The organism is Aeromicrobium sp. CnD17-E, assembly GCF_024124745.1.
Taxonomy (GTDB): Bacteria; Actinomycetota; Actinomycetes; order Propionibacteriales; family Nocardioidaceae; genus Aeromicrobium.
The window spans coordinates 1-22,050 of sequence record NZ_JAMXRU010000050.1 but is presented as its reverse complement, the minus strand read 5'-3'; the positions used below and the strand labels follow the sequence as shown (position 1 = coordinate 22,050).

Annotated in this window: 20 protein-coding genes; 9 read left to right on the top strand and 11 right to left on the bottom strand. The window is 72.7% G+C overall.

The features are described from left to right. Positions 1-436 (bottom strand): DUF6350 family protein (locus NH339_RS10885; RefSeq protein ID WP_253025203.1); only part of this gene is annotated, 436 nt, incomplete at its 3' end. Positions 437-505: 69 nt separating this feature from the next. Between NH339_RS10885 and NH339_RS10880 the strand changes: the two genes are divergently transcribed. Next, positions 506-2,326, top strand: coding sequence for a hypothetical protein (locus tag NH339_RS10880; protein WP_253025201.1), 1,821 nt, complete (start codon positions 506-508; stop codon positions 2,324-2,326). 138 nt (positions 2,327-2,464) lie between these two features. Here NH339_RS10880 and sucD read toward each other — a convergent pair whose 3' ends face one another. The 3 genes from sucD to NH339_RS10865 form a co-directional block, all read right to left on the bottom strand. After that, entirely contained in the window at positions 2,465-3,373 is a 909-nt protein-coding gene (gene sucD, locus NH339_RS10875) for a succinate--CoA ligase subunit alpha (RefSeq protein ID WP_253025199.1), read from the bottom strand. Between the two features lie 10 nt (positions 3,374-3,383). Then, a complete protein-coding gene (gene sucC, locus NH339_RS10870) occupies positions 3,384-4,550 on the bottom strand; it encodes an ADP-forming succinate--CoA ligase subunit beta (RefSeq protein WP_067854868.1) in 1,167 nt (388 codons plus the stop codon). Between the two features lie 143 nt (positions 4,551-4,693). After that, entirely contained in the window at positions 4,694-4,960 is a 267-nt protein-coding gene (locus NH339_RS10865; protein ID WP_253025197.1) for a hypothetical protein, read from the bottom strand. A 162-nt stretch (positions 4,961-5,122) separates the two neighbouring features. Here NH339_RS10865 and NH339_RS10860 point away from each other — a divergent pair, with 162 nt between their 5' ends. Next, on the top strand, positions 5,123-5,902 hold the full coding sequence (locus tag NH339_RS10860; protein WP_253025195.1) for a peptidoglycan DD-metalloendopeptidase family protein: 780 nt from the start codon (positions 5,123-5,125) through the stop codon (positions 5,900-5,902). Positions 5,903-5,974: 72 nt separating this feature from the next. On the opposite strand, the gene pcrA is transcribed toward NH339_RS10860, so the two are convergent. Next, positions 5,975-8,362: a DNA helicase PcrA gene (gene pcrA / locus NH339_RS10855; RefSeq protein WP_253025193.1), complete on the bottom strand. Its 2,388-nt coding sequence runs from the start codon at positions 8,360-8,362 to the stop codon at positions 5,975-5,977. 131 nt (positions 8,363-8,493) lie between these two features. Here pcrA and NH339_RS10850 point away from each other — a divergent pair, with 131 nt between their 5' ends. Next, positions 8,494-8,850, top strand: a complete 357-nt coding sequence (locus NH339_RS10850; protein WP_253025191.1) for a GntR family transcriptional regulator — start codon at positions 8,494-8,496, stop codon at positions 8,848-8,850. Continuing rightward, positions 8,847-9,290, top strand: coding sequence for a GNAT family N-acetyltransferase (locus NH339_RS10845; RefSeq protein WP_253025189.1), 444 nt, complete (start codon positions 8,847-8,849; stop codon positions 9,288-9,290). Before NH339_RS10850 ends, NH339_RS10845 begins: the two co-directional genes overlap by 4 nt. A 605-nt stretch (positions 9,291-9,895) precedes the next feature. Here the strand turns inward: NH339_RS10845 and zwf are convergent. Further along, positions 9,896-11,329: a glucose-6-phosphate dehydrogenase gene (gene zwf / locus NH339_RS10840; protein WP_253025187.1), complete on the bottom strand. Its 1,434-nt coding sequence runs from the start codon at positions 11,327-11,329 to the stop codon at positions 9,896-9,898. Between the two features lie 59 nt (positions 11,330-11,388). Beyond that, complete coding sequence (locus tag NH339_RS10835; protein ID WP_253025186.1) at positions 11,389-13,107, bottom strand: sodium:proton antiporter; 1,719 nt, start codon at positions 13,105-13,107, stop codon at positions 11,389-11,391. A 78-nt stretch (positions 13,108-13,185) separates the two neighbouring features. Here NH339_RS10835 and NH339_RS10830 point away from each other — a divergent pair, with 78 nt between their 5' ends. After that, positions 13,186-13,602, top strand: a complete 417-nt coding sequence (locus NH339_RS10830) for a hypothetical protein (RefSeq protein ID WP_253025185.1) — start codon at positions 13,186-13,188, stop codon at positions 13,600-13,602. A gap of 9 nt (positions 13,603-13,611) precedes the next feature. Here the strand turns inward: NH339_RS10830 and NH339_RS10825 are convergent, their stop codons facing one another. Together NH339_RS10825 and NH339_RS10820 are read right to left on the bottom strand one after the other, a co-directional pair. Continuing rightward, entirely contained in the window at positions 13,612-14,259 is a 648-nt protein-coding gene (locus tag NH339_RS10825; RefSeq protein ID WP_067854841.1) for a response regulator transcription factor, read from the bottom strand. Then, entirely contained in the window at positions 14,256-15,506 is a 1,251-nt protein-coding gene (locus NH339_RS10820; RefSeq protein WP_253025184.1) for an ATP-binding protein, read from the bottom strand. The genes NH339_RS10825 and NH339_RS10820 overlap by 4 nt, the downstream gene beginning before the upstream one ends. Before the next feature lie 134 nt (positions 15,507-15,640). Here NH339_RS10820 and NH339_RS10815 point away from each other — a divergent pair, with 134 nt between their 5' ends. Together NH339_RS10815 and NH339_RS10810 are read left to right on the top strand one after the other, a co-directional pair. Next, the gene (locus NH339_RS10815; RefSeq protein ID WP_253025183.1) at positions 15,641-16,930 is read left to right on the top strand and encodes a PspC domain-containing protein; all 1,290 of its coding nucleotides are present in this window, start codon (positions 15,641-15,643) and stop codon (positions 16,928-16,930) included. Beyond that, positions 16,927-17,259 (top strand): hypothetical protein, encoded by a 333-nt coding sequence (locus NH339_RS10810; protein WP_253025182.1) that lies wholly within the window; start codon positions 16,927-16,929, stop codon positions 17,257-17,259. Before NH339_RS10815 ends, NH339_RS10810 begins: the two co-directional genes overlap by 4 nt. A 3-nt stretch (positions 17,260-17,262) precedes the next feature. On the opposite strand, the gene NH339_RS10805 is transcribed toward NH339_RS10810, so the two are convergent. Together NH339_RS10805 and NH339_RS10800 are read right to left on the bottom strand one after the other, a co-directional pair. Continuing rightward, positions 17,263-18,288 (bottom strand): glycerophosphodiester phosphodiesterase family protein, encoded by a 1,026-nt coding sequence (locus NH339_RS10805; RefSeq protein WP_253025181.1) that lies wholly within the window; start codon positions 18,286-18,288, stop codon positions 17,263-17,265. Between the two features lie 28 nt (positions 18,289-18,316). Continuing rightward, the gene (locus NH339_RS10800; protein WP_253025180.1) at positions 18,317-18,958 is read right to left on the bottom strand and encodes a hypothetical protein; all 642 of its coding nucleotides are present in this window, start codon (positions 18,956-18,958) and stop codon (positions 18,317-18,319) included. A gap of 125 nt (positions 18,959-19,083) precedes the next feature. On the opposite strand from NH339_RS10800, the gene eat reads away from it, so the two are divergent. Next, positions 19,084-20,514: an ethanolamine permease gene (gene eat, locus NH339_RS10795; protein WP_253025179.1), complete on the top strand. Its 1,431-nt coding sequence runs from the start codon at positions 19,084-19,086 to the stop codon at positions 20,512-20,514. Next, positions 20,511-21,920, top strand: a complete 1,410-nt coding sequence (locus NH339_RS10790) for an ethanolamine ammonia-lyase subunit EutB (RefSeq protein ID WP_253025178.1) — start codon at positions 20,511-20,513, stop codon at positions 21,918-21,920. Before eat ends, NH339_RS10790 begins: the two co-directional genes overlap by 4 nt. Positions 21,921-22,050: the final 130 nt, after the last annotated feature.

Genomic DNA, 22,050 nt, shown 5'->3' with positions numbered 1-22,050 from the left:
TCGCACCCAGCGCCGCCGACACCCCGGTCACGACGAAGACCGCGGCCGCGGCGCGGGCCGGGTTGACGACGATCTCGGGCGTGCTCGAGACGCTCGCGAGCACCGCGGCCACCACGCCGCTGGTCCCCGCGACGGTGGCCGCGAAGGCACCCGGCGACTCGACGGGCGCCGGGGTCATCGCCCGCGCCACGCGCGCCGTGAGGGCACCACACAGCAGCACGCCGCCGAGCGGCACGAGGCCCAGGGTCGTGCCCTGCAGCTCGATGCCCGCACCCTGCAGCACGAGCCAGGACCGGGCGCCGGTGCGCAGCGCCGACACCAGCCCGACCCCGGCCAGCAGCGCCACGCCGGACCCGACGACGAGCGCGACGATCGCCGAGACCCCGGCGGTGAGCACACCCGGACGCAGGGGTGGGGTCGTGACGGTCGAGTTCACCCGACCATCCTCCCGGTAAGGTCGTGACGTTCCGACCAGCCACGCCGACATCCCCGAGGAGGCAGCTCGATGACCCGCGCCGACGAGTTCACGAGCTTCTACGAGGCCACCTCCGCCACCTGCCTGCGTGCCGTGTACGCCATGTCCGGCGACCGCCAGGTGGCCCAGGAGGCCACGGTCGACGCCTACCGGCGGGCCTGGCGGAACTGGACGAAGATCCGTCAGCGCGACCCGCTCGCCTACGTGCGGACGGAGGCGTGGAAGCTCACCGCCGTCAGCCGCGGCACCCACCCGCTGCGCCGCCGCCACGAGGAGGACGCCGACACCGCACTGCTCGACGCGCTGCACGACCTCCCCGTCGACGACCGTCGACTGATCGTGCTGCTGACCCTCGGCGACACCGACCTCGACCAGGCCTCGCGCGAGGTGGGCGTCGGGGCCGAGGAGGGCATCGAGGTCGTCACGACCGCGCTCGACGGCCTTGAGCGACGGCTCGGCCTCTCGCTGGAGGAGCTCGAGACCCGGCTGAAGGCGCTGGGCTCGGTGACCGGCCAGCTCAGCATGCCCGCGGCCGACGAGGTGCGCACGACCGCGCGTCGCGGCGGCCAGCGCAACACGGTGCTGCTGGTGGCCGCGGCCGTGCTCGCGGTCCTCGCCGGCGGCCTCGTCGCGACCGACGGCGACGCGCTCGCCACCCAGGCGGGGCTGCCGTACCGCGAGAAGCTCGGCGCCGAGCGGCCCGACCTCGTCCTCGAGGCTCGGGAGATCACCGCCGACAACCTCCTGACGACCCGTCAGGTGGCCGGTATCGACGTGACCCGACGTTGGGCCTCCGAGGGCACCGACGAGGACCCCACCAACACCACGCCCTACGCGACGTGCCCGCCGCAGCGCTACGCCGACCCCGACCCGCTGCGCGTCTTCGTCCGCACCTTCACGGCCAGCGGCGGCGACGACGACCGCGTCGCGGAGTCGATCGAGGTCTCCCGCAACGACGCGGCCGCCGCGAAGGCGTACGAGACGACGCTCGGCTGGTACGCCGGCTGCAGCCACCCGCGCGTCCAGCTCGTCGGATCGTTCGTCGTCAAGCGCCCGTTCGGCGACTTCCAGATCCTGCGGCTGCGCTCGCACCGGTCGCCGCAGAAGGTCTTCACCGTCGGGCTCGCGCACTCCGGCCGCGTCACGAGCACGCTCGTGCACGAGCGGACCGGCGACGCGGGCCCCGACATCGACGCGTTCGCGACCACCCTCAACGCGTCGATCCAGCGGGTCTGCCGCGACAGCGGCGGCCGGTGCAGCGACGACATCGAGGTCGTCGACGCCCTGCCACCGAAGACGTCGGGCGCTCCCGGCTTCCTCGACACCGTCGACCTGCCGCCGGTCGCCGACATCGACAAGGTCTGGTCGGGCACCAAGCCGCTGCAGACCCGCAACAACCCGGCGGCCACGCAGTGCGGCGACGCCAGCTTCCGGCGCGACGGGCTCGACAGCACCGCGTCGCGCGTGTTCGTCATCCCCGACGCCGTCGGCGTCCCCGCCGAGTTCGGCGTGACCGAGACGGTCGGCACCTACGACGAGGACGGCCAGGCCCGCAGCCTCGCCGACGACATCGCGAAGGACATCGACGACTGCCCCGACGAGAACCTCTCGGCCAAGGTCGGGCAGCGCAGCACGATCAAGGGCGACGGGTTCTCGGGCCGCTCCTGGCGGATCAGCCTGGAGGTCTCCGACGGCAAGCGCCAGGTGATCCGCACCGGCGTCGTCCGGCGCGGCAAGGCCGTCGCGCAGGTGACGATGACGCCGGTCGGCGACTACGACGTCAGCCAGCGGGCGTGGGAGTCCCTGGTGCGCCGCGCGGGCGAGCGCCTCGCCTACGCCGAGGACCGCTGACCCGCTCCCGCCCCGCTGGTACGGCGTCGCGACCGCGGCCCTGGCCCTGGCTCTGGCTCTGGCCCTGGCTCTGCCTGCAACGTGCACGGGCCCCGACCTCACGAGGAGGTCGGGGCCCGGGCGGGGCGGACGCGGACGTCAGCCGTTGAGGATCTCGCGCATCAGGGCGGCGGTCTCGGACGGCGTCTTGCCGACCTTGACGCCGGCGGCCTCGAGGGCCTCCTTCTTGCCCTGCGCCGTGCCCGCGCCGTCGGACACGATGGCGCCGGCGTGGCCCATCGTCTTGCCCTCGGGTGCGGTGAAGCCGGCCACGTAGCCGACGACCGGCTTGGTGACGTTCGCCTGGATGTAGGCGGCCGCCTTCTCCTCCGCGTCGCCACCGATCTCGCCGATCATGACGATCGCCTTCGTCTCGGGGTCGTTCTCGAAGGCCTCGAGCGCGTCGATGTGCGTGGTGCCGATGATCGGGTCGCCGCCGATGCCGATGGCGGTCGAGAAGCCGAAGTCGCGCAGCTCGAACATCATCTGGTAGGTCAGCGTGCCCGACTTCGACACGAGGCCGATCGGACCCTTGCCGGCGATGTTGGCGGGCGTGATGCCGGCCAGCGCCTCGCCCGGCGTGATGATGCCGGGGCAGTTCGGGCCGATGATGCGCGTCTTCTTGCCCTCTGCCGCCTTCTTCTGGGCGTAGGCCCAGAACTCGGCGGAGTCCTGCACCGGCACGCCCTCGGTGATGATGACGAGCAGACCGATCTCGGCGTCGATGGCCTCGATGACGGCGTCCTTGGTGAACGCCGGCGGGACGAACGCGACGGAGACGTCGGCGCCCGTCTTCTCGATGGCCTCGGAGACCGAGCCGAAGACCGGCAGCTCCACCTCGGCGCCGGAGGCGTCGGTGTGGGTGACGGTCGTGCCGGCCTTGCGGGCGTTGACGCCGCCGACGACGTTCGTGCCGGCCGCCAGCATGCGGGCGGTGTGCTTCGAGCCCTCGCCGCCGGTGATGCCCTGGACGATGACCTTGGAGTCCTTGGTCAGGAAGATCGACATGTCAGCCCCTTCAGCCGTTCGCCAGCTCGGCGGCCTTGTCGGCCGCTCCGTCCATCGTGTCCACCTGGGTGACGAGCGGGTGGTCCAGCTCGTTCAGGATGGCGCGACCCTCGTCGACGTTGTTGCCGTCGAGACGGACCACGAGCGGCTTGGTGGCGTTGTCGCCCAGCAGCTCGAGCGCGCCCTTGATGCCGTTCGCGACCGCGTCGCACGACGTGATGCCGCCGAAGACGTTGACGAACACGCTCTTGACCTGCGGGTCGCCGAGGATGACGTCGAGACCGTCGGCCATGACCTGCGCGGAGGCGCCGCCGCCGATGTCGAGGAAGTTGGCCGGCTTGACCGAGCCGTGCTTCTCGCCGGCGTAGGCGACGACGTCGAGGGTGCTCATGACCAGGCCCGCGCCGTTGCCGATGATGCCGACCTCGCCGTCGAGCTTGACGTAGTTGAGGCCCTTCTCCTTGGCCTTCGCCTCGAGCGGGTCCGCCTCCTCGTGGATGACGAACTCCTCGTGCTCGGCGTGGCGCACCTCGGAGGCGTTGTCGTCGAGCGACACCTTGCCGTCGAGGGCCTCGAGCTTGTCGCCCTCGAGACGGGCGAGCGGGTTGACCTCGACGAGGGTGGCGTCCTCCTCGACGAAGACCTTCCACAGCGACTGGACCATGGCGACGGCCTGGTCGGCGAGCTCGGCGGGGAACTTCGCCTCCTCGACGATCGCGCGGGCCTTGGCCTCGTCGACGCCGGCACCGGCGTCGATCGGGATCTGGCGGACGGCCTCGGGGTTGGTCTTGGCGACCTCCTCGATCTCCACACCACCCTCGACGCTCGCGATGCACAGGTAGCTGCGGTTCGAGCGGTCCAGCAGGAAGGAGAAGTAGTACTCCTCGACCGGGGGCGTGGCCGGCGTGACGAGCACGCGGTTGACCGTCAGGCCCTTGATCTCCATGCCGAGGATGTTCGACGCGTGCTCGTAGGCCTCGTCGGCGGTCTTGGCGATCTTGACGCCGCCGGCCTTGCCGCGGCCGCCGGCCTTGACCTGCGCCTTGATCACGGTGACGCCGCCGAGCTCCTCGGCCGCAGCCTTGGCCTCGTCGGCGGTCGTGACGACCTTGCCGAGCGTCGTCGCGACGCCGTGCTTGGCGAAGAGCTCCTTCGCCTGGTATTCCATCAGATCCACGGTGATGACCGTCCTTGGTTCGTCCAGGGTCCTCTGAGGTAGGTCAGAGCCTCTCGGGACTCTAGCCTCTGCGGGACGGAAACGGGCGGCGGGGTGCGTCACACCTGGTAGGGGTGACGGCGGCCACGCGCCTGTCCGGCCGGTCAGTGCGGTGGCAGCACCACGAGCGCGACGTCGTCGAGCCCGAGCTCGGCGAGCGCGGTCTCCAGCGCGTGCGCGGCGTCGTCGTCCGCGACGACGGCCACCCGTCCCGCGTCCTCGGCGCGCACCACCCATGCCGTCGCGACGGGCTCGCTGGCGCCGAGGTAGACGACCTCGTCGCCGTCCGCGCTCGCCGCCCGGGCGTGGCGCAGCGCGAGCTCCTCGGTGGCACCGGTCAGGTCGGCGACCACGACGCGTGGGATCGGCATCCCGAGATCGTGCCGCACGGCGGTGTTCCTCCTCACAACCGCCCCCGCGACACGCCCGGAACGACGGGGAGGGCCTCGTCGGTGTCGAGGTTCCTCCTTGACCATGACCTCCTGTCCTCTAGACTCGACAGGTCCCGCCCGTGCATCGCTGGAGGTCTCTGCGTGTCATCACCTGCGCCCAAACGTCGACTCGACGTCAGGCAGCAGACGCCGCGCGACTCCGTCGGCGGCCGTCGGGCGGCTGTCCGTCCCCGCCGTCGCAAGACGAGCCTGCGCTTCACGCCGGCCGCTGCGGGTGCCGTCGCCCTCGTGATGGCCGGGATCGGCGCGGCAGCGCTGTCCCCGCGTGCCGACCAGGGCTCGCTCGACTCCGGCTACCAGACGATCTCGGCCAGCTACACCGGGTCGCAGGGCGTCGACGTGACGCCCGAGATCGACGAGGCGACGCTGGCCCGCCAGACCGAGCAGCAGGCGTCGCAGAAGCTGAAGGTCGACGGCGAGCTGCGCGACAAGGCGCAGAACGTGGCCGATGAGTACAAGTCGAACCAGTGGGTGCTGCCGGTCACCGGCTACGCGCTGACTGCGCGGTTCGGCCAGTCCAGCTCGCTGTGGGCCCGCGTGCACACCGGCCTCGACTTCGCCGGCCCGTCGGGCTCGACGATCGTCTCGGTCGCGGCCGGCACGGTGACCGACACGAGCTACGCGGGCGCCTACGGCAACCGCACCGTCGTCACCCTCGACGACGGCACCGAGATCTGGTACTGCCACCAGAGCCGCATCGTCGCGACCCCGGGTGAGCGCGTGCGCGCCGGTCAGACGATCGGCTACACCGGCTCGACCGGCAACGTGACCGGCCCCCACCTCCACCTCGAGGTGCGTCCCGGCGGCGGCGAGCCGATCGACCCCGAGATCGCGCTGCGCGAGCACGGCGTCACGCCGTAGCCCGCACCTGACGTCACGACGCCCCCGGCCACCGGCCGGGGGCGTCGTCCGTCGTGCGGCCGTCTCGGGCGGCTACAGCTTCTCGACCGGCGCGTAGCGCAGCAGCAGGCGCTTGACGCCCTGCGAGCCGAAGTCGACGCTGGCCACCGCGTTGTCTCCCTGGCCGTCGAGCGCGACGACGGTGCCGAGGCCGAAGCTGTCGTGGGTGACCCGGTCACCGGGGGTCAGCGACGGCACCGCGCGCTTGCGCTGCGACCGGGCCGCGGCCGCCTTGGCCGTGAACGCCTGACCGCGGCCGCCGCCGCTGGAGACGCCACCGCCGCCGATGGAGGGCGCGCGGGTCCACGCCGTCGGCGACTGGCCCTCACGGCGCCAGTCGAGCAGGTGGGCCGGGATCTCGTCGAGGAACCGCGACGCCGGGTTGTACGAGGGCGCACCCCAGGCCGCACGGCTCATGGCGCGGGTGACGTAGAGCCGCTCGCGGGCGCGCGTGATGCCGACGTAGGCGAGGCGCCGCTCCTCCTGCAGCTCGGTCGCGTCTCCGAGCGCACGCAGGTGGGGGAACACACCGTCCTCGAGCCCCGTGAGGAAGACGACGGGGAACTCGAGCCCCTTCGCCGTGTGCAGCGTCATCAGCGTGACCATGCCGTCGCCCTCGTCGGGGATCGAGTCGGCGTCGGCGACGAGCGCGACCTGCTCGAGGAACGCCTCGAGGGAACCGCTCGTCAGGTCGGCCTCCTCGCGGCCGCTCTCCTCGCCGGAGACCGTGGACGCGTTGACGACGTACTCGCGCGCGACGGCGACGAGCTCGGCGAGGTTCTCGACGCGCGTCTCGTCCTGCGGGTCCTTGCTGTCCTCGAGCGCGGAGAGGTACCCGCTGCGGGTGAGGGCGGCCTCGAGCACGACGTCGGCCGGCTCGCCCGAGAGCGCGAGCTCGCGGAGCTCGGCCATCGTGGCGGCGAACGCCTGCACGGCCTTGAGGGAGCGGGGGGCGAGGTCGCCGGACTCCTCCGCGCGCTGCAGGGCGTCCCAGAAGGAGATCTGCTCGCGTGCGGCGAACCGCTCGACGGCGGCCTGTGCGCCGTCGCCGATGCCACGCTTCGGCTCGTTGACGATGCGCCGCAGCGACACCGTGTCGCGCGGGTTGACCAGCGCCCGGACGTACGCGAGCGCGTCCTTGATCTCCTTGCGCTCGTAGAAGCGCACGCCGCCGACCACCCGGTAGGGCAGCCCGACGCGGATGAAGACCTCCTCGAACACACGGGACTGGGCGTTGGTGCGGTAGAAGATGGCGACGTCGGACGGCTTCGCGTCGCCGGCGTCGGTGAGCCGGTCGACCTCGTCGGCGATGAACTGCGCCTCGTCGCGCTCGTCGTCGCCGACGTAGCCGACCACCCGCTCGCCGTCGCCGGCCGCCGACCACAGCTTCTTGTCCTTGCGGCCCTCGTTGCGGCTGATGACCGCGTTGGCGGCGTTGAGGATGGTCTGCGTCGAGCGGTAGTTCTGCTCCAGCAGGACGGTGGACGCGGCCGGGTAGTCCTGCTCGAACTCCAGGATGTTGCGGATGTTCGCGCCGCGGAAGGCGTAGATGGACTGGTCGGAGTCGCCGACGACCATGAGGTCGAGGTCGGGGTCGGTCTCGGGGTCGCACAGCTCCCGCACGAGCGCGTACTGCGCGTGGTTGGTGTCCTGGTACTCGTCGACGAGCACGTGCCGGAACCGCCGCCGGTACGTCTCGCGCACGTCGGGGAAGGCCTGGAACAGGTGGACGGTCTGCATGATGAGGTCGTCGAAGTCCATGGCGTTGGCCGCCCGGAGCCGCTGCTGGTAGAGCCGGTAGGCCTCGGCGTAGAGCTCCTCGGTGCCGTTCGTGGCACGGCCGCCGGCCGACTCGTGGTCGACGAGCTCGTTCTTGAGGTTCGAGACCCAGTGCAGCACCGCGCGCGGGTTGACCTGCTTGGGGTCCAGGCCCATGTCCTTGCAGACCAGCGTCATGAGACGTCGGGAGTCGGCGGCGTCGTAGATGCTGAACGTCGACGTGTAGCCGAACCGGTTGGCCTCGCGGCGCAGGATGCGCACGCACGAGGAGTGGAAGGTGCTGACCCACATGGCACGTGACGGGCCGCCGACGAGCTCGGCGACACGCTCGCGCATCTCCGCCGCCGCCTTGTTGGTGAAGGTGATCGCCAGGATCGAGCCCGGGTGGGCGCCGCGGGCGGAGATCAGCCAGGCGATGCGCCGCGTGAGCACCCGGGTCTTGCCCGACCCGGCTCCCGCGACCACCAGCACCGGCCCCGGTTCGTGGGAGACCGCGGCCCGCTGGGCGTCGTTCAGCCCTTCCAGGAGCGTGTCGGAGCGGGCGGCGCGGCGGGTGCGGGCCCCCGCCGCCGGGCTCGGGTCGGAGCCGTCCGAGGACGACGGGGGGCGGGCACCGGCGGGCACGGGAAAGGGCAACGTCATGACCGGTCCAGCCTAGTCGGCGGGCCCGACAGCGCCGCGCTGCCGGACCGGACGGACGACGAGACAGTCCGACGACGCACCTCTCGACACGCAGGCTCGCGCCGGATGCGCACGGCTGGCAGGGTGGCGGGGTGATCGACGTCGTCGTGGACCAAGCATCGCAGGAGCCGCCGTTCGAGCAGGTCCGGCGGCAGCTGGCCGCGGCGGCCGCCGACGGCTCGCTGCCCGCGGGACATCGGCTGCCGACGGTGCGCGCGCTCGCCGCCGACCTGGGTCTGGCCGTCAACACCGTCGCCCGCGCCTACCGCGAGCTGGAGACCGACGGGGTCGTCGAGACCCAGGGTCGACGCGGCACCTTCGTGACGGCGTCCGTCGGCGTCGACGGCGCCACCCGCGCGGCGGTCGAGCAGGTGGTCGCGGACGCACGGCGCGCCGGCCTCTCCCGCGACCAGGTCGTCCGCCTGGTCGAGGAGGTGTGGGGCGCGTGAGCGACCTCCACGACGTGACCATCAGGCTCGCCCGCGAGCGCGACCTCGACGAGCTGACCGACCTCTGGGAGCGGGCGGCGCGGACCAGCCACGGCTTCATGGCCGACCACGACTTCACCGACGCCCACCCCTACCTCCGCGACGCGCTGCTCCCGTCGATGGACGTGTGGGTCGCCGAGCGCGACGGCCGCCCCCTCGGCCTCGCCGGGTGCCGGGGCACCCACCTGGAGCTGCTCTACGTCGAGCCCGAGGTGCACGGCACGGGCATCGGCACCCTCCTGCTCGACCACGTCGCTCCCACCAGCGTCGAGGTGTACGCCGGCAACGCGCACGGCCTCGGCTTCTACACGTCGCACGGCTTCCGCACCCTGCGCACCCACACCACCGACGCCTTCGGCCGCCCCTTCCCCGTCGTGCACCTGGTGCGTGAGCTGTCCTGAGCCTGCGTCACCTTGCTGGTGCGCTGCCTGCGGGGGGCTGGACGTGCTGGTGCGCTGCCTCGGCCTTCGCTGGGCGTGGGCTCCGAAAGGGCCTCGACCGGCGGCGGGTCTGGGGGTGGGTTGGGGTCTCGGGGTCTGGTCCGGGCTCTCGGGTGACGCATGATTCTTCGTTTCTGCGTTCTCGGGCCAAGGTTCTGCGTTGGCGCGTCCTATCGGTAGATCTGCAACCGCAGGAGCGCCTCTGCGGTTGCTGACCCACCGATAGAGGGCTGAGCGTCGGAAAGATGCTGCCTTTGCGTGGAACGGTCCGCGCAAAGGCAGAATCTTGCGTCCCCCCAACGCAAAGGGCACCCAAGATTCTGCATTCGTGCGTCCACCCCAGCACCAGCCCGCAGCCCGAGACCCCAGACCTGCGCGGATGCCAGCCGCCCGGTCGAGGCCCTTTCGGAGACCACCCCCAGCGCCAGCCGAGGCAGCGCACCACCAAGCTCACGACGACCGCAGGCAGCGCACCAGCAACCCCAGACATCCTGCGGCAGCGCACCAGCAGGACGAGAGCCCCGCAGGCAGCGCACCAGCAGGACCAGCCCAGCCCGCCCCTCCCCCTACTGCCCCGACTCGTTCGGGTCGCGCCAGGTGCGCTCGAAGGGGAGGCGCCAGGCGCGGGGGGCGATGAGCTGGTGGACGGCGTTCGGTCCCCAGGTGCCGACGGGGTAGGGGCGGACGGGAGGCGGGTCGTCGAGGAGTGGCTGGGAGACCTCCCAGAGCCGCTCGATGCCCTCGGCGGTGGTGAACAGCGTCCGCTCGCCCTTCATCGCGTCGAGGATGAGCCGCTCGTACGCCTCCAGCACCTCCCCTGCCCGTGCGGTGTCCTGCATCGCGAACTGCATCGACAGCTTGTCCAGCCGCAGACCGGGCCCGGGGCGCTTGCCGTAGAACGACAGCGACAGGCGGGAGGAGTCGGCGAGGTCGAAGGTGAGGTGGTCCGGACCCGAGAGCCCGACGCCCGACCCGGCCGGGAACATCGACTTCGGCGGCTCGCGGAAGGCGATGGAGATGATCCGCGCGCCCTCGGCCAGCTGCTTTCCCGTGCGCAGGTAGAACGGCACGCCCGCCCAGCGCCAGTTGTCGATCTGCGCACGCAGCGCCACGAACGTCTCCGTCTCGGAGTCGTGGGAGACGCCCTCCTCCTCGCGGTAGCCCTGGTACTGGCCTCGCACGACGTCGGAGGGACGCAGCGGCAGCATCGAGCGGAAGACCTTGTTCTTCTCCTCGCTGATCGAGCTGGAGTCCAGCGACGTGGGCGGCTCCATCGCCATGAACGCGAGGATCTGGAACAGGTGGGTCACCACCATGTCCTTGAACGCACCCGTGCCCTCGTAGAACCCAGCCCGACCCGACACCGACAGCGTCTCCGGCACGTCGATCTGCACGTGGTCGATGAACGTGCGGTTCCAGATGGGCTCGAACAGCCCGTTCGCGAACCGGAAGGCCAGGATGTTGAGCGCCGCCTCCTTGCCCAGGAAGTGGTCGATGCGGAAGATCTGCTCCTCGTCGAACACCTCGTGGATGCGGGCGTTCAGGGCCCGGGCGCTCTCGAGGTCGGTGCCGAACGGCTTCTCCATGATGATCCGCGACCGCTCGACCAGACCCGCCTCGTCGAGGGTGCGGACGACGTCGACCGCGGCCCTCGGCGGCACGCTCAGGTAGTGCAGCCGTCGTGGCGCACCGCCCAGCTCCTCCTCGAGCCGGCCCGCCACCTCCGCGAGCCGCGCGGGCCCGTCGGCGACGTTGACGTAGTGCAGCTTCGGCGCGAAGGCGTCCCACTCCTCCTGCGGCACCGGCCGCCCGAACTCGCGGCAGGCGTCCTGGGCGAAGCGACGGAACCCGTCGTCGTCGAGGTCGTCCATCGAGACGGCGACGATCCGCGAGTCCGCCGCCAGCCTCGAGCGCAGCAGGTGCAGGATGCCAGGCAGCAGCTTGCGGCGGGCCAGGTCCCCCGTCGCGCCGAAGAGCACGATCAGGTGCGGGTCGCTCATGGGCCGAGGCTAGACCCGTCGCGTTGCGCCCGGATGAACTTCGGGAGGGTCCTCCTCCCTCAGCGCGGCGGCTGCGGACCGCGACGGGTGGCGGCGTACTCGGTGACGTCGAGACGGCCGAGCACGGTGTCGAGCACCTGCGAGTCGAAGCGTCCCTCGGACCGCAGGTCGAGGAGCGCCTCGCGCTGCTCCTCCAGCACGGCCCGACGCAGGCGGACGAAGTCGCGGATCCGGCGCTCGCGGTCCTCGCCGTCCTCCCCCGCCCACTCCCACTCCGCGGCAGGGGTCCGGCGACGCCGGACCTGCTCGACGGCCAGCGGGTCGAGCGGTCGGCCGTCGAGCCCCTCCTCGGCCGCCTCGGCGCAGCGGGCGTCGGCGACCTCCCCCATCGCCTCGAGGAGCGCCTTCAGCTGGGCCCGACGCTGCGGCGTCCGGTCCGACTCCGCACCGAGCCACCGCACGACCCAGGTCAACGTCCCGCCCTGGAGCAGCAGCGAGGCGCCGGCGACGCAGAACGCGGCGAGCACCAGCAGGCTGCGCTGGGCGGTCTCGGGCGGGAGCGTCTGCGCCGCCGCGAGCGTGATGACGCCCCGCATGCCCGCCCACACGAGCACGACACCGTCTCGGGCGCCCAGCGGCTGCTCCGTGTAGAAGCTGACGTCGGCCTCGCGACGTCTGACGAGCTGCATGGCCCGCTCACGACGTCGCCGCGACAACGTCTGCGCCTGCTCGGAGGCGAGGTACTCCCGGAACGAGGCCAGACGCGGTGCGTGCCGCGCCACCGCGCGGCGACCCCGGCGCAGCTCGAGCAGCAGCAGCGCCACCCAGAGGGCGCGTCCGACCCACAGCACGGCGAGCGTCGCGACGGTCACGACCGCGAGCCGGCTCCACGGCTGGCCGGAGTCGTCGAAGTCGGCGAGGAGGGGACGCAGCTCCAGCCCCATCACCAGGAAGACCGCGCCCTCGAGGAGGAACGCGATGGTGCGCCAGTTCACGGCCTCGGCGATGCGGTCGTCGGCGCGCAGCTCCACGAGCGAGCGCGACCCGATCACCAGCCCGGCGACCACCACGGCGACCAGGCCCGACCCGCCCAGGTGCTCCGACGGCGCGTACGCGAGGAACGGCACCACGAACGAGATGGAGGTGGCGACGGTGGCGTCCTCGACGAGCGAGCGGACGAACAGGCTGACGACCGCCACCAGGACCCCGACGACGACGGCCACCCCGACGGCCTGCACGAAGTCGAGGCCGACGTGCCAGAACGACACCGAGGCGCCGGTGGCAGCCACGGCGGTGCGCAGCAGCACGAGCGCTGTCGCGTCGTTGAGCAGGCTCTCGCCGTCGAGCACGGTGACCAGCCGCGGCGCGACCCCGGTCCGTCGGACGATCGACGTCGCGACGGCGTCGGTCGGGCTGACGATCGCGCCGAGCGCGAACGCCTCGGCGAACCCGATGCCGGGGATGAGCCGCGGCAGCAGCCAGCCGAGCGACAGCGCGGACACCAGGACCAGCACCACCGACAGACCGCTGATGGCCTTGAAGTCGCGCCGGAAGTCCATGGCCGGCATGTTCACCGACGCCGCGTACAGCAGTGGCGGCAGCACGCCCGCGAGGATCGCCTCGGGGGGCACCTCGATGCGAGGCACGCCGGGCAGGAAGGAGATGCCGACGCCCGCGACGACGAGCAGCAGCGGTGCCGCGACCCCGATCCGCCCCGCGACCGACGTGACCGTGACGATGACGAGGACACCGGCGACGGCGAGGAGCAGGAGGTCCATGCGCCCCATGGTTGCACCGGCGTCCCATGGTGCTCGGTTCCCGGGACCAGGTCCGCGACGAGGGCCTACGATCCGACCATGCGCCGCCCAGCCGTCCTGCTCCTCCTCGGTCTCCTGCTCGGAGCCTGCGCGCAGGACCCTGAGCCGCCGCGCTCCTTCCCCACGATCGGCGAGCGCGTGTGGGAGCGCTTCGACGGCACCGGCTCGGTCAGCGAGACAGCCACGACCAACGAGCCGGTGCGCGTCGTGAGCGTGCAGCTGGCCTGCACGGGCGGCAGCGGCGACCAGGAGCTGACGGTCACGACACCGCTCGGCACGGCCGGACAGCCGTGCCCCAACACCTCGCGGGATGGATCGATCAGCCAGAGCCTGGACGAGGCGACCGAGCCCTACCCAGCAGGCGACCTCCCCGTTCGCGTGGACGCCCCCGACGGGGTTCGCTGGTCCGTCGCCGTGACCGTGAACGCGGCGGACGCGGCCGACATCGTTCGGTGACGCCGCACCTCAGATCAGCCGCCGGTCGCTCGCCCACTTCGTGAGCTCGTGCCGGCTCGAGAGCTGCAGCTTGCGCAGCACGCTCGACACGTGGGTCTCGACGGTCTTGACGGAGATGAACAGCTCCTTCGCGACCTCCTTGTAGGCGTAGCCGCGGGCGATCAGGCGCATCACCTCGCGCTCGCGCTCGGTGAGGCGGTCGAGGTCCTCGTCGACCTGCGCGACCTCGATGGTGCCGGCGAACGCGTCGAGCACGAAGCCGGCGAGCCGTGGGCTGAACACCGCGTCGCCCGAGGCCACCCGGTGCAGGGCGTCGACGAGCTCGGCACCGGAGATCGTCTTGGTCACGTACCCGCGGGCGCCGGCCCGGATGACGCCGATGACGTCCTCCGCGGCATCGCTGACCGACAGGGCCAGGAAGCGCACCTCGGGTGCCTGCGGCAGCACGCGGCGGATCACCTCGGCCCCGCCGCCGCCCGGCATGTGCACGTCGAGCAGGACCACGTCGGGACGCGCGGCCAGCACGGCGGGCACGGCCGTGTCGACGTCCTCGGCCTCGCCCACCACGACGACGCCCGGGTCCTTCTGGAGCTCGGCGCGCACGCCCGTGCGGAACATGGCGTGGTCGTCGACCACCAGGACGTGCAGGGGACTCATCGGGGCTCCTCGGGGCTCGCGGCCGGGTCGGCGGACAGGGGCATGGTGATCGCGACCTCGGTGCCGTCGGGGCCGCTGCGGACGCGGGCGGTGCCGCCGCGGCTCTCGACCCGACCGACGATCGATCCGCGCACGCCCATCCGGTCGTCGGCGATCGCGTCGGGGTCGAAGCCCGTGCCGCGGTCGCGGACGAAGACCTCGACGGCCCCCTGCCCGACCTCGGCGTACACGTCGACGCGGTCGACACCGGCGTGCTTGGCCGCGTTCACCACCGCCTCGCGTGCAGCGCGGACGACGGCGACCAGGTCGGCGTCGAGCGGCACGTCCCCGACGACGACCAGCTCGACGGCGATCCGGTGCGTCTCCTCGACGTCGGCCCGCACGTCGCGCAGCGCCGCCGCCCACGAGTCACCGGGCAGCTCCTCCTCGCCGTACAGCCAGGACCGCAGCTCGCGCTCCTGGCGGCGGGCGAGGGTCGCGACGGCGGCAGGGTCGGACGCGTTCTTCTGCAGGAGTGCCAGGGTCTGCAGCACCGAGTCGTGCAGGTGGGCGGCGACGTCGGCGCGCTCCTGCGAGCGGATCCGCTCGCGCCGCTCGCTGCCGAGGTCGGTGACGAGCGAGACGATCCACGGGCCGAGCAGCAGCAGGAAGCCGAGGACGGCCACGAGCAGCGCGACGCCGAGGTCGCCGACGCCGGACAGGCCCCGCTCCTGCGTCACGAGGTAGAGGACGCCGAAGCCGACGAGGGCGAGGCCCGCGGCGACGCGCAGCACGAAGCCGGCGCCGGTGGTGCGCGTGAACCACGACTGCCACGACGCGTCGTCGATCTGCCGCCACACGACGGCCACGCCGACCACCACGACGAGCAGCGGCAGCACGGGCGACAGACCGAAGGGACCACCGCCGTGCACGAGCAGCAGCACACCGGCACCCAGGGCGACGACGGCCGCCGTCTGCAGCACCTCGACCGGTCCGGGACTGCCGACGGGACGCAGACCGCGTCGGGTGGCCGACTCCAGGCCGGGCGACAGCTCGGGCCGACGCAGCGGCAGGAACCTCCACAGCAGCAGGTAGGCGACGACGCCGGCCCCGTTCAGCCACGTGGTCACGACGAACCCGACCCGCACCCACAGCACCGGCACGTCGAGGTGCTCGGCCACGCCCGCGGCGACCCCACCGACCACCCGGCGGTCGGCCGGGCGGAAGGCTCGGCGGGCGGGGCGCGGTGGCGCGACGGACTGGCTCACCTCGGCATCGTCACACGCGCGCGCGACGCGACGCCACCAGGTGGCACCCTCGTGCGACCCCGGTCCGGGCACCAGGGTCCGACCAGGGTCTCGCCCGATGGTGGTGGGCGTGACACCCGTCCGACGATGGGGTCATGAGCACCACACCACCGTCCAGCGGACCCACCGGCACCCGCGACGACCCGGGCACCGACGACCACGCTGACGACCACGCCGACACCGGCACCGACGCGCGGCTGCGCCGCGGCCTGCACTCCGTGTCGTCCGTGCGTCGCTCCACCGACGAACGTCTGGTCGCCGGGGTGTGTGGTGGCGTGGCCCGCCGTCTCGACGTCGACCCCGTCCTCGTGCGGGTGCTCGCCGTCGTGCTCTGCTTCGTGGGTCTCGCCGGCCTGATCCTCTACCTCGCCGGCTGGCTGCTGCTCCCGTCCGACGACGAGCCGCGCAGCATCGCGGGCCGTTGGTTCTCGCTCGGGTCGGCCGAGGCCCAGGTGCGCGACCTCGGCCTGGTCGTCGCGGCCGTCCTGGCGCTATTGGCCGTCGTCGGCGACGGCGGCTGGGGGCTCGGCAGCAGCGGGCCGTTCTGGCTGCTCGTCGTGGTGGGCGTGCCGGTCGCCTTCGTCGTCTGGCTCGCGCGCCGCGGCGCCGCCGAGGACACCCACGACACCCCCGACCCCGATGGGCAGCCACCGGCACCGGTCTCCTCCCCCGGCGCCGCATCCTCGACCGCCGAGTGGCCGGGTGGCCCCGAGGGGACCGCACGTCTCGACGTCGGTCCCCCCGCGACCCCGACCCCGCCGCCGGCAGCGCCGGGCCGACCGGTGCGGCCGCCGCGCCCCCCGCGGGAGCCCTACAGCTGGGTCCCGACGCTGCTGGGCCTCTCCCTCACCGCGATCGCCCTCGCCGTCCTGCGCCTCACCGTCGCCCCCGACTGGCCTGCGTACGTGGCGCTCGCGCTCACGACGCTCGGCGCGGTGCTCGTGCTGAGCACCTTCACCCGCGGCGGCGGACCGCTCGTCGTCCTCGGCCTGGCCCTCCTCCCGCTGCTCGCGCTCGCGTCCGTGCTGCCCACCCTGCGGGTGGGTGAGCAGGTCGTGCGTCCCACGTCGGCGGAGCAGGTCCGGTCCGACTACGAGCACGGCGTCGGCCGGTTCGAGCTCGACCTCGGCGGGGTCTCCGACCCCGAGGACCTCGTGGGGCGCACGGTCCACGTACGGGCCGGGATCGGCGAGACGTCCGTCTGGGTGCCCGAGGGCACCCCGGTGGTGGCGCGGGCCTCGGTCGACGCCGGGGACCTCGAGATCCTCGACTCCCGACGCAGCGGCGTCGGCCAGCGGGTCGGACCGTCCGGCGGGTCCCACCCCGACGCCCTGACCATCGTCGTCGACCAGTCCCTCGGCCGCGTGGTGGTGGACGCGCGATGAGCAGCACCGACCACGACGCGACGACCGACGACAGGATCACCATGAGCGCCTCCGACCCCGACCTCGACCCGACGAGCGCGGCGACCACCCGCACCCCTCGCCGCCGTGTGCACCCGTTCAACACGTTCTTCGGGCTGCTGTTCCTCGCCGCGGCCGGCTCGTGGCTGGCCGACGACCAGGGCTACCTCCAGGGCGTCGAGCTGGGACGGCTGGTGGCCGTCGTCCTCATCGTGCTCGGCGGGCTCGGGCTGCTGGCCACGATCGTCGTGGGACGTCGCGCACGACGAGGCCGCCCCGTGGCCGAGGAGCCGGTCGCGGGCGAGGCCTGAGACCTACCGGCCCGCCAGCCACGCCTCGCGGGCCGCGACCGCCGTGGCGGCGTAGTCGGAGAAGACCCCGTCGACCCCGGCGTCGAAGAACGCCCGGTACTCCGCCGCGGCGTCGCCGGCCGCGGCACGGTCGCCGCTGGTGCGGAAGTCCGCCGGCAGGAAGTTGTTCTCGTCGCGCATCGTCCACACGTGCACGAGCAGCCCGGCCGCGTGGGCGCGAGCCACGAGGCCGGTCTCGCCGTCGAGCCAGTGGCCCGTCCGCCGCGCGATCACGAGGGTCTTGTTCGGGCCGATGCCGTCGACGTGCTCGGCCAGCTCGGCCAACGCCGCGGGGGTGGTCAGGTCGGCGTAGGTGCGCGGGTCGCCGGCTGACCCGAGGTCCCAGGGCGCGCCCTTGCGGTCCATCAGCTGCACGAGCGTCAACGGCGTGCGCGGGCGCAGGCCGCGCAGGTTCCCGGTCTCCATCGACTGGACGACGACCGGCACGTCGGCGTCGGTGCGGTTGAGGTCGACCCTCTCCAGCACGTCGAGCAGCAGGTCGTCGAGGTCGAGTCCGCGCTCGCGGAAGTAGCTCGGGTGCTTGGTCTCCACGTACACCCCGACCCGGCGGGGGGCCTGCCGCGCGATGTCGACCACCTCCTCGAGGGTGAGCACGTCCTCGGTGCCGGCGAGGGCGAGGTTCTGGGGCCGCAGCTGCGGAAGACGTTCGCGGACCCGCAACGTCTTGACCTCGGCGAGCGTGAGGTCCTCGGTGAACCAGCCGCTCGTCCACACGCCGTCGACCCGCTTGGTGGTGCGCCGGTCGGCGAGCTCCGGGTGGTCGGCGACGTCGGTCGTGTGACCGATCTCGTTCTCGTGCCGCACGACCAGGTGACCGTCGCGGGTGGCCACGACGTCGGGCTCGAGGTAGTCGGCGCCTTGCTCGATCGCGAGCAGGTACGACCCGCGCGTGTGCTCGAGCCGGTGGCCGGGCACGCCGCGGTGCCCGATGACCGTGGGGACGGGTGGCCAGGACGCCGGACCGGTCACGAGGCTCAGGGCTCCAGCCGTGCGCGACTCAGAGCGACCCGGCGATGGCGGCGACCGCGGTGAAGAACGCGAGCAGCGCCGAGATCGGCACGGACCACAGCGTCGCGATCGTGATCGACACCGTCGTCCCGATCTTCGGCGGCACGAACCAGCGGGCTCGAGGGAGGTCGTCGACGCCGTCGATCCAGCGGCCCGTCATGCCCACGCCCGACCACACGCCCTTGAGCCGTGAGACGAACCGGAGCCCGCCGCCACCGGCGATGCTGGTGAGCGCTCCCCGGGCCTCCTCGACCCGGTCGGACAGGCTCACCGCGATGCCGAGCTCGGTGGCCAGCTGCTCCGGCTCCTCGACCGCACGCAGCAGGCGCAGGCGCCGCACCGCGAACGCGACCGGCGCCAGGGCCACCACCAGCGCGACGACGGCCAGCACCGTGCCCGTGGCGCCGCCGGCGGCCAGCCCGAGGACGACCGTGGCGACGAGGAAGGGCGCGGGTGCGAGGGCGAGCACGAGCGAGGGGACGCGCAGCAGCCGCACGGTCGGGACGATGACGGTCACGGCCCGCCGCGCCGCGTCCTCCGTCTGGCCGTCAACCCGCGCGGTCGCACCGTGCACGGCGCGGTTGGTGCGGTCGCGCCAGCTGCGTCGTCGGGGCCCCTCCTGCGTCGCCATGAGCCCAGCCTAGACGTCGGTCCCACCTGGGCCTCGTCCGTAAGCGCGCGGCAACATCCGGGCAACACGGCCTCACTAGCGTCGTGCTCCGGTCGCACGGCGCGGCGCGGGACGAGGGAGCACCCATGACACAGCAGCACGAGACACCGGTGACGTCGGGCTCCGGCGCGAGCGCCCAGGAGTACCTCGAGAAGCGCCAGCTCCAACGGGGCACGGCGGGCTGGGTCCTGCTCGCCGGGCTCGGCGTCAGCTACGTCGTGTCCGGCGACTACTCCGGCTGGAACTTCGGCCTCGCCGAGGGCGGGTTCGGCGGGCTCGCCATCGCGACCGTGGTCGTCGCGGCCATGTACCTGGCGCTCGTGCTCGGCATGGCCGAGCTGTCGTCGTCGCTGCCCGCGGCGGGCGGCGGCTACACGTTCGCGCGCCGCGCCCTCGGACCGTGGGGCGGGTTCGCCACCGGGACCGCCATCCTCATCGAGTACGCCATCGCCCCAGCGGCGATCGCCACCTTCATCGGCGCCTACGTCGAGTCGCTCGGGCTGTTCGGCATCACCGACGGCTGGTGGGTCTACCTGGCCGTCTACGCCCTGTTCATCGGCATCCACCTCGCCGGCGTCGGCGAGGCGCTCAAGGTCATGTTCGTCATCACCTCGGTCGCGCTCGTGGGGCTCGTGGTCTTCGCCGTGGCCGCCCTGGGCGACTTCGACGTCTCGCGCCTGACCGACATCGCGCCGACCGGCGCCGCCGGCGCCTCCGAGCTCCTCCCCTTCGGCTACCTGGGCATCTGGTCGGCGATCCCGTTCGCGATCTGGTTCTTCCTCGCGGTCGAGGGCGTGCCGCTGGCCGCCGAGGAGACGGCCGATGCCGAGCGGAACGTGCCGCGCGGCATCATCGCGGCGATGGCGGTGCTGCTGTTCACGTGCGTGCTCGTGCTCGTGCTCGTCCCGGGCGCCGGGGGCGCGGAGGCGATGGCGTCGTCGGGCAACCCGCTGGTGGAGGCCCTCGGCGGGGGCGCTGCCGCCACGGTCGTGAACTACATCGGCCTGGCGGGGCTCGTGGCCAGCTTCTTCTCGATCATCTACGCATACTCCCGTCAGCTCTTCGCCCTGTCCCGTGCCGGCTACCTGCCCACGTCGCTCTCGGTGACCAACCGCCGCAAGACGCCGACGCTCGCGCTCGTCGTGCCGGGCGTCATCGGCTTCGGCCTGTCGCTGACCGGCGAGGGCGCGCTGCTGCTCAACATGGCGGTGTTCGGGGCGGCCCTCAGCTACGTGCTGATGATGGTCAGCCACGTCGTGCTCCGCGTGCGCGAGCCTGACATGCCCCGGCCCTACCGGACCCCGGGCGGCGTCCTCACGACCGGCTTCGCGCTCGTCGTCGCGGCGCTCTCCGTCGTGGCGACCTTCCTCGTCGACAGCACCGCGGCGCTGTGGTGCGTGGGCGTCTTCCTGGCCTTCATGGCGTGGTTCGGCCTCTACAGCCGTCACCACCTGGTGGCCGCCTCTCCCGACGAGGAGTTCGCCGCGCTGGCCCGCGCGGAGGAGGACCTCGGGTGATCCGGCGGCACACGCTCGGCGGTCGGACCTACACGTTCGACGGTCTCGTCGACCTGATGGCCAAGGCCACGCCGGTCCGCTCGGGCGACCAGCTGGCCGGCTGCGCGGCCGAGTCCGACGCGGAGCGCGCTGCGGCCGCGTGGGCCCTCGCCGACGAGCCGCTCGCCACGTTCCTGCAGGAGCAGGTGGTGCCCTACGAGAGCGACGAGGTGACCCGGCTCATCGTCGACACCCACGACGCCGAGGCCTTCGCACCGGTGGCGCACCTGACCGTGGGCGGGTTCCGCGACTGGCTGCTGGCGACGGCGACACGTCCCGACGCGGCCGCCACGCTCACGGCGGTCGCCCCGGGGCTCACGCCGGAGATGGTGGCGGCCGTCTCGAAGCTGATGCGCAACCAGGACCTCGTGCTGGTCGCGCAGGCCGCGCGCGTCACGTCGGCCTTCCGGACGACGATCGGCCTGCCGGGACGCATCGCGACACGACTGCAGCCCAACCACCCGACCGACGACCCGGCCGGCATCGCGGCGGCGACCCTCGACGGCCTGCTCATGGGCTCCGGCGACGCCGTGATCGGCATCAACCCCGCCACGGACTCGCCGCAGGCGACGGCGCGGCTGCTGCACCTCCTCGACGACCTGCGCCAGCGCTTCGACATCCCGATGCAGTCGTGCGTGCTGTCGCACGTGACGACGACGGTCGACCTGATCGAGCAGGGCGCGCCCGTCGACCTGGTGTTCCAGTCGGTAGCGGGCACCGAGGGCGCCAACGCGTCGTTCGGGGTCGACGTCCGCATGCTCCTCGAGGCCAACGAGGCGGGTCGCTCCCTCGGACGCGGCACGGTCGGCGACCAGGTGATGTACCTCGAGACGGGCCAGGGCTCGGCCCTCTCGGCCGGCGCCCACCTCGGCACCGGCGGTCGTCCGGTCGACCAGCAGACGCTCGAGACCAGGGCCTACGGACTCGCCCGCGCCCTCGACCCGCTGCTCGTCAACACCGTGGTCGGCTTCATCGGGCCGGAGTACCTCTACGACGGCAAGCAGATCGTGCGGGCCGGCCTCGAGGACCACTTCTGCGGCAAGCTGCTCGGCCTGCCCATGGGCGTCGACGTCTGCTACACCAACCACGCCGAGGCCGACTCCGACGACATGGACACGCTGCTGACGCTGCTCGGCGTGGCCGGCGCCGCGTTCGTCATCGCCGTTCCCGGCGCCGACGACGTGATGCTCGGCTACCAGAGCCTGTCCTTCCACGACGCGCTCTACGTGCGGCAGGTCCTCGGGCTCAGGCCGGCGCCGGAGTTCGAGGCGTGGCTCGCCGGTCTCGGCATGGCCGACCCGCAGGGTCGCGTGCTGCCCGTCGACCTCGACGCCTCGCCCCTGCTGTCGATCGCGAGCGGCTCGTGAGCGGCGGCGACGCCCGCTCGCCCGACGTCGCGGCGAGCGACCCGTGGTCGGGGCTGCGCCGCACCACCCAGGCACGGATCGGGCTGGGGCGGGCGGGCAGCTCCCTGCCGACCCGGCGCGAGCTGGAGTT

What these genes read in the sequence shown, in the direction of transcription:
- NH339_RS10880 (WP_253025201.1), top strand. Translation starts at nt 506, where the DNA reads ATGACCCGCGCCGACGAGTTCACGAGCTTCTACGAGGCCACCTCCGCC.
- sucD (WP_253025199.1), bottom strand. Translation starts at nt 3,373, where the DNA reads ATGTCGATCTTCCTGACCAAGGACTCCAAGGTCATCGTCCAGGGCATC.
- NH339_RS10865 (WP_253025197.1), bottom strand. Translation starts at nt 4,960, where the DNA reads ATGCCGATCCCACGCGTCGTGGTCGCCGACCTGACCGGTGCCACCGAG.
- pcrA (WP_253025193.1), bottom strand. Translation starts at nt 8,362, where the DNA reads ATGACGTTGCCCTTTCCCGTGCCCGCCGGTGCCCGCCCCCCGTCGTCC.
- zwf (WP_253025187.1), bottom strand. Translation starts at nt 11,329, where the DNA reads ATGAGCGACCCGCACCTGATCGTGCTCTTCGGCGCGACGGGGGACCTG.
- NH339_RS10835 (WP_253025186.1), bottom strand. Translation starts at nt 13,107, where the DNA reads ATGGACCTCCTGCTCCTCGCCGTCGCCGGTGTCCTCGTCATCGTCACG.
- NH339_RS10830 (WP_253025185.1), top strand. Translation starts at nt 13,186, where the DNA reads ATGCGCCGCCCAGCCGTCCTGCTCCTCCTCGGTCTCCTGCTCGGAGCC.
- NH339_RS10825 (WP_067854841.1), bottom strand. Translation starts at nt 14,259, where the DNA reads ATGAGTCCCCTGCACGTCCTGGTGGTCGACGACCACGCCATGTTCCGC.
- NH339_RS10815 (WP_253025183.1), top strand. Translation starts at nt 15,641, where the DNA reads ATGAGCACCACACCACCGTCCAGCGGACCCACCGGCACCCGCGACGAC.
- NH339_RS10810 (WP_253025182.1), top strand. Translation starts at nt 16,927, where the DNA reads ATGAGCAGCACCGACCACGACGCGACGACCGACGACAGGATCACCATG.
- NH339_RS10800 (WP_253025180.1), bottom strand. Translation starts at nt 18,958, where the DNA reads ATGGCGACGCAGGAGGGGCCCCGACGACGCAGCTGGCGCGACCGCACC.
- eat (WP_253025179.1), top strand. Translation starts at nt 19,084, where the DNA reads ATGACACAGCAGCACGAGACACCGGTGACGTCGGGCTCCGGCGCGAGC.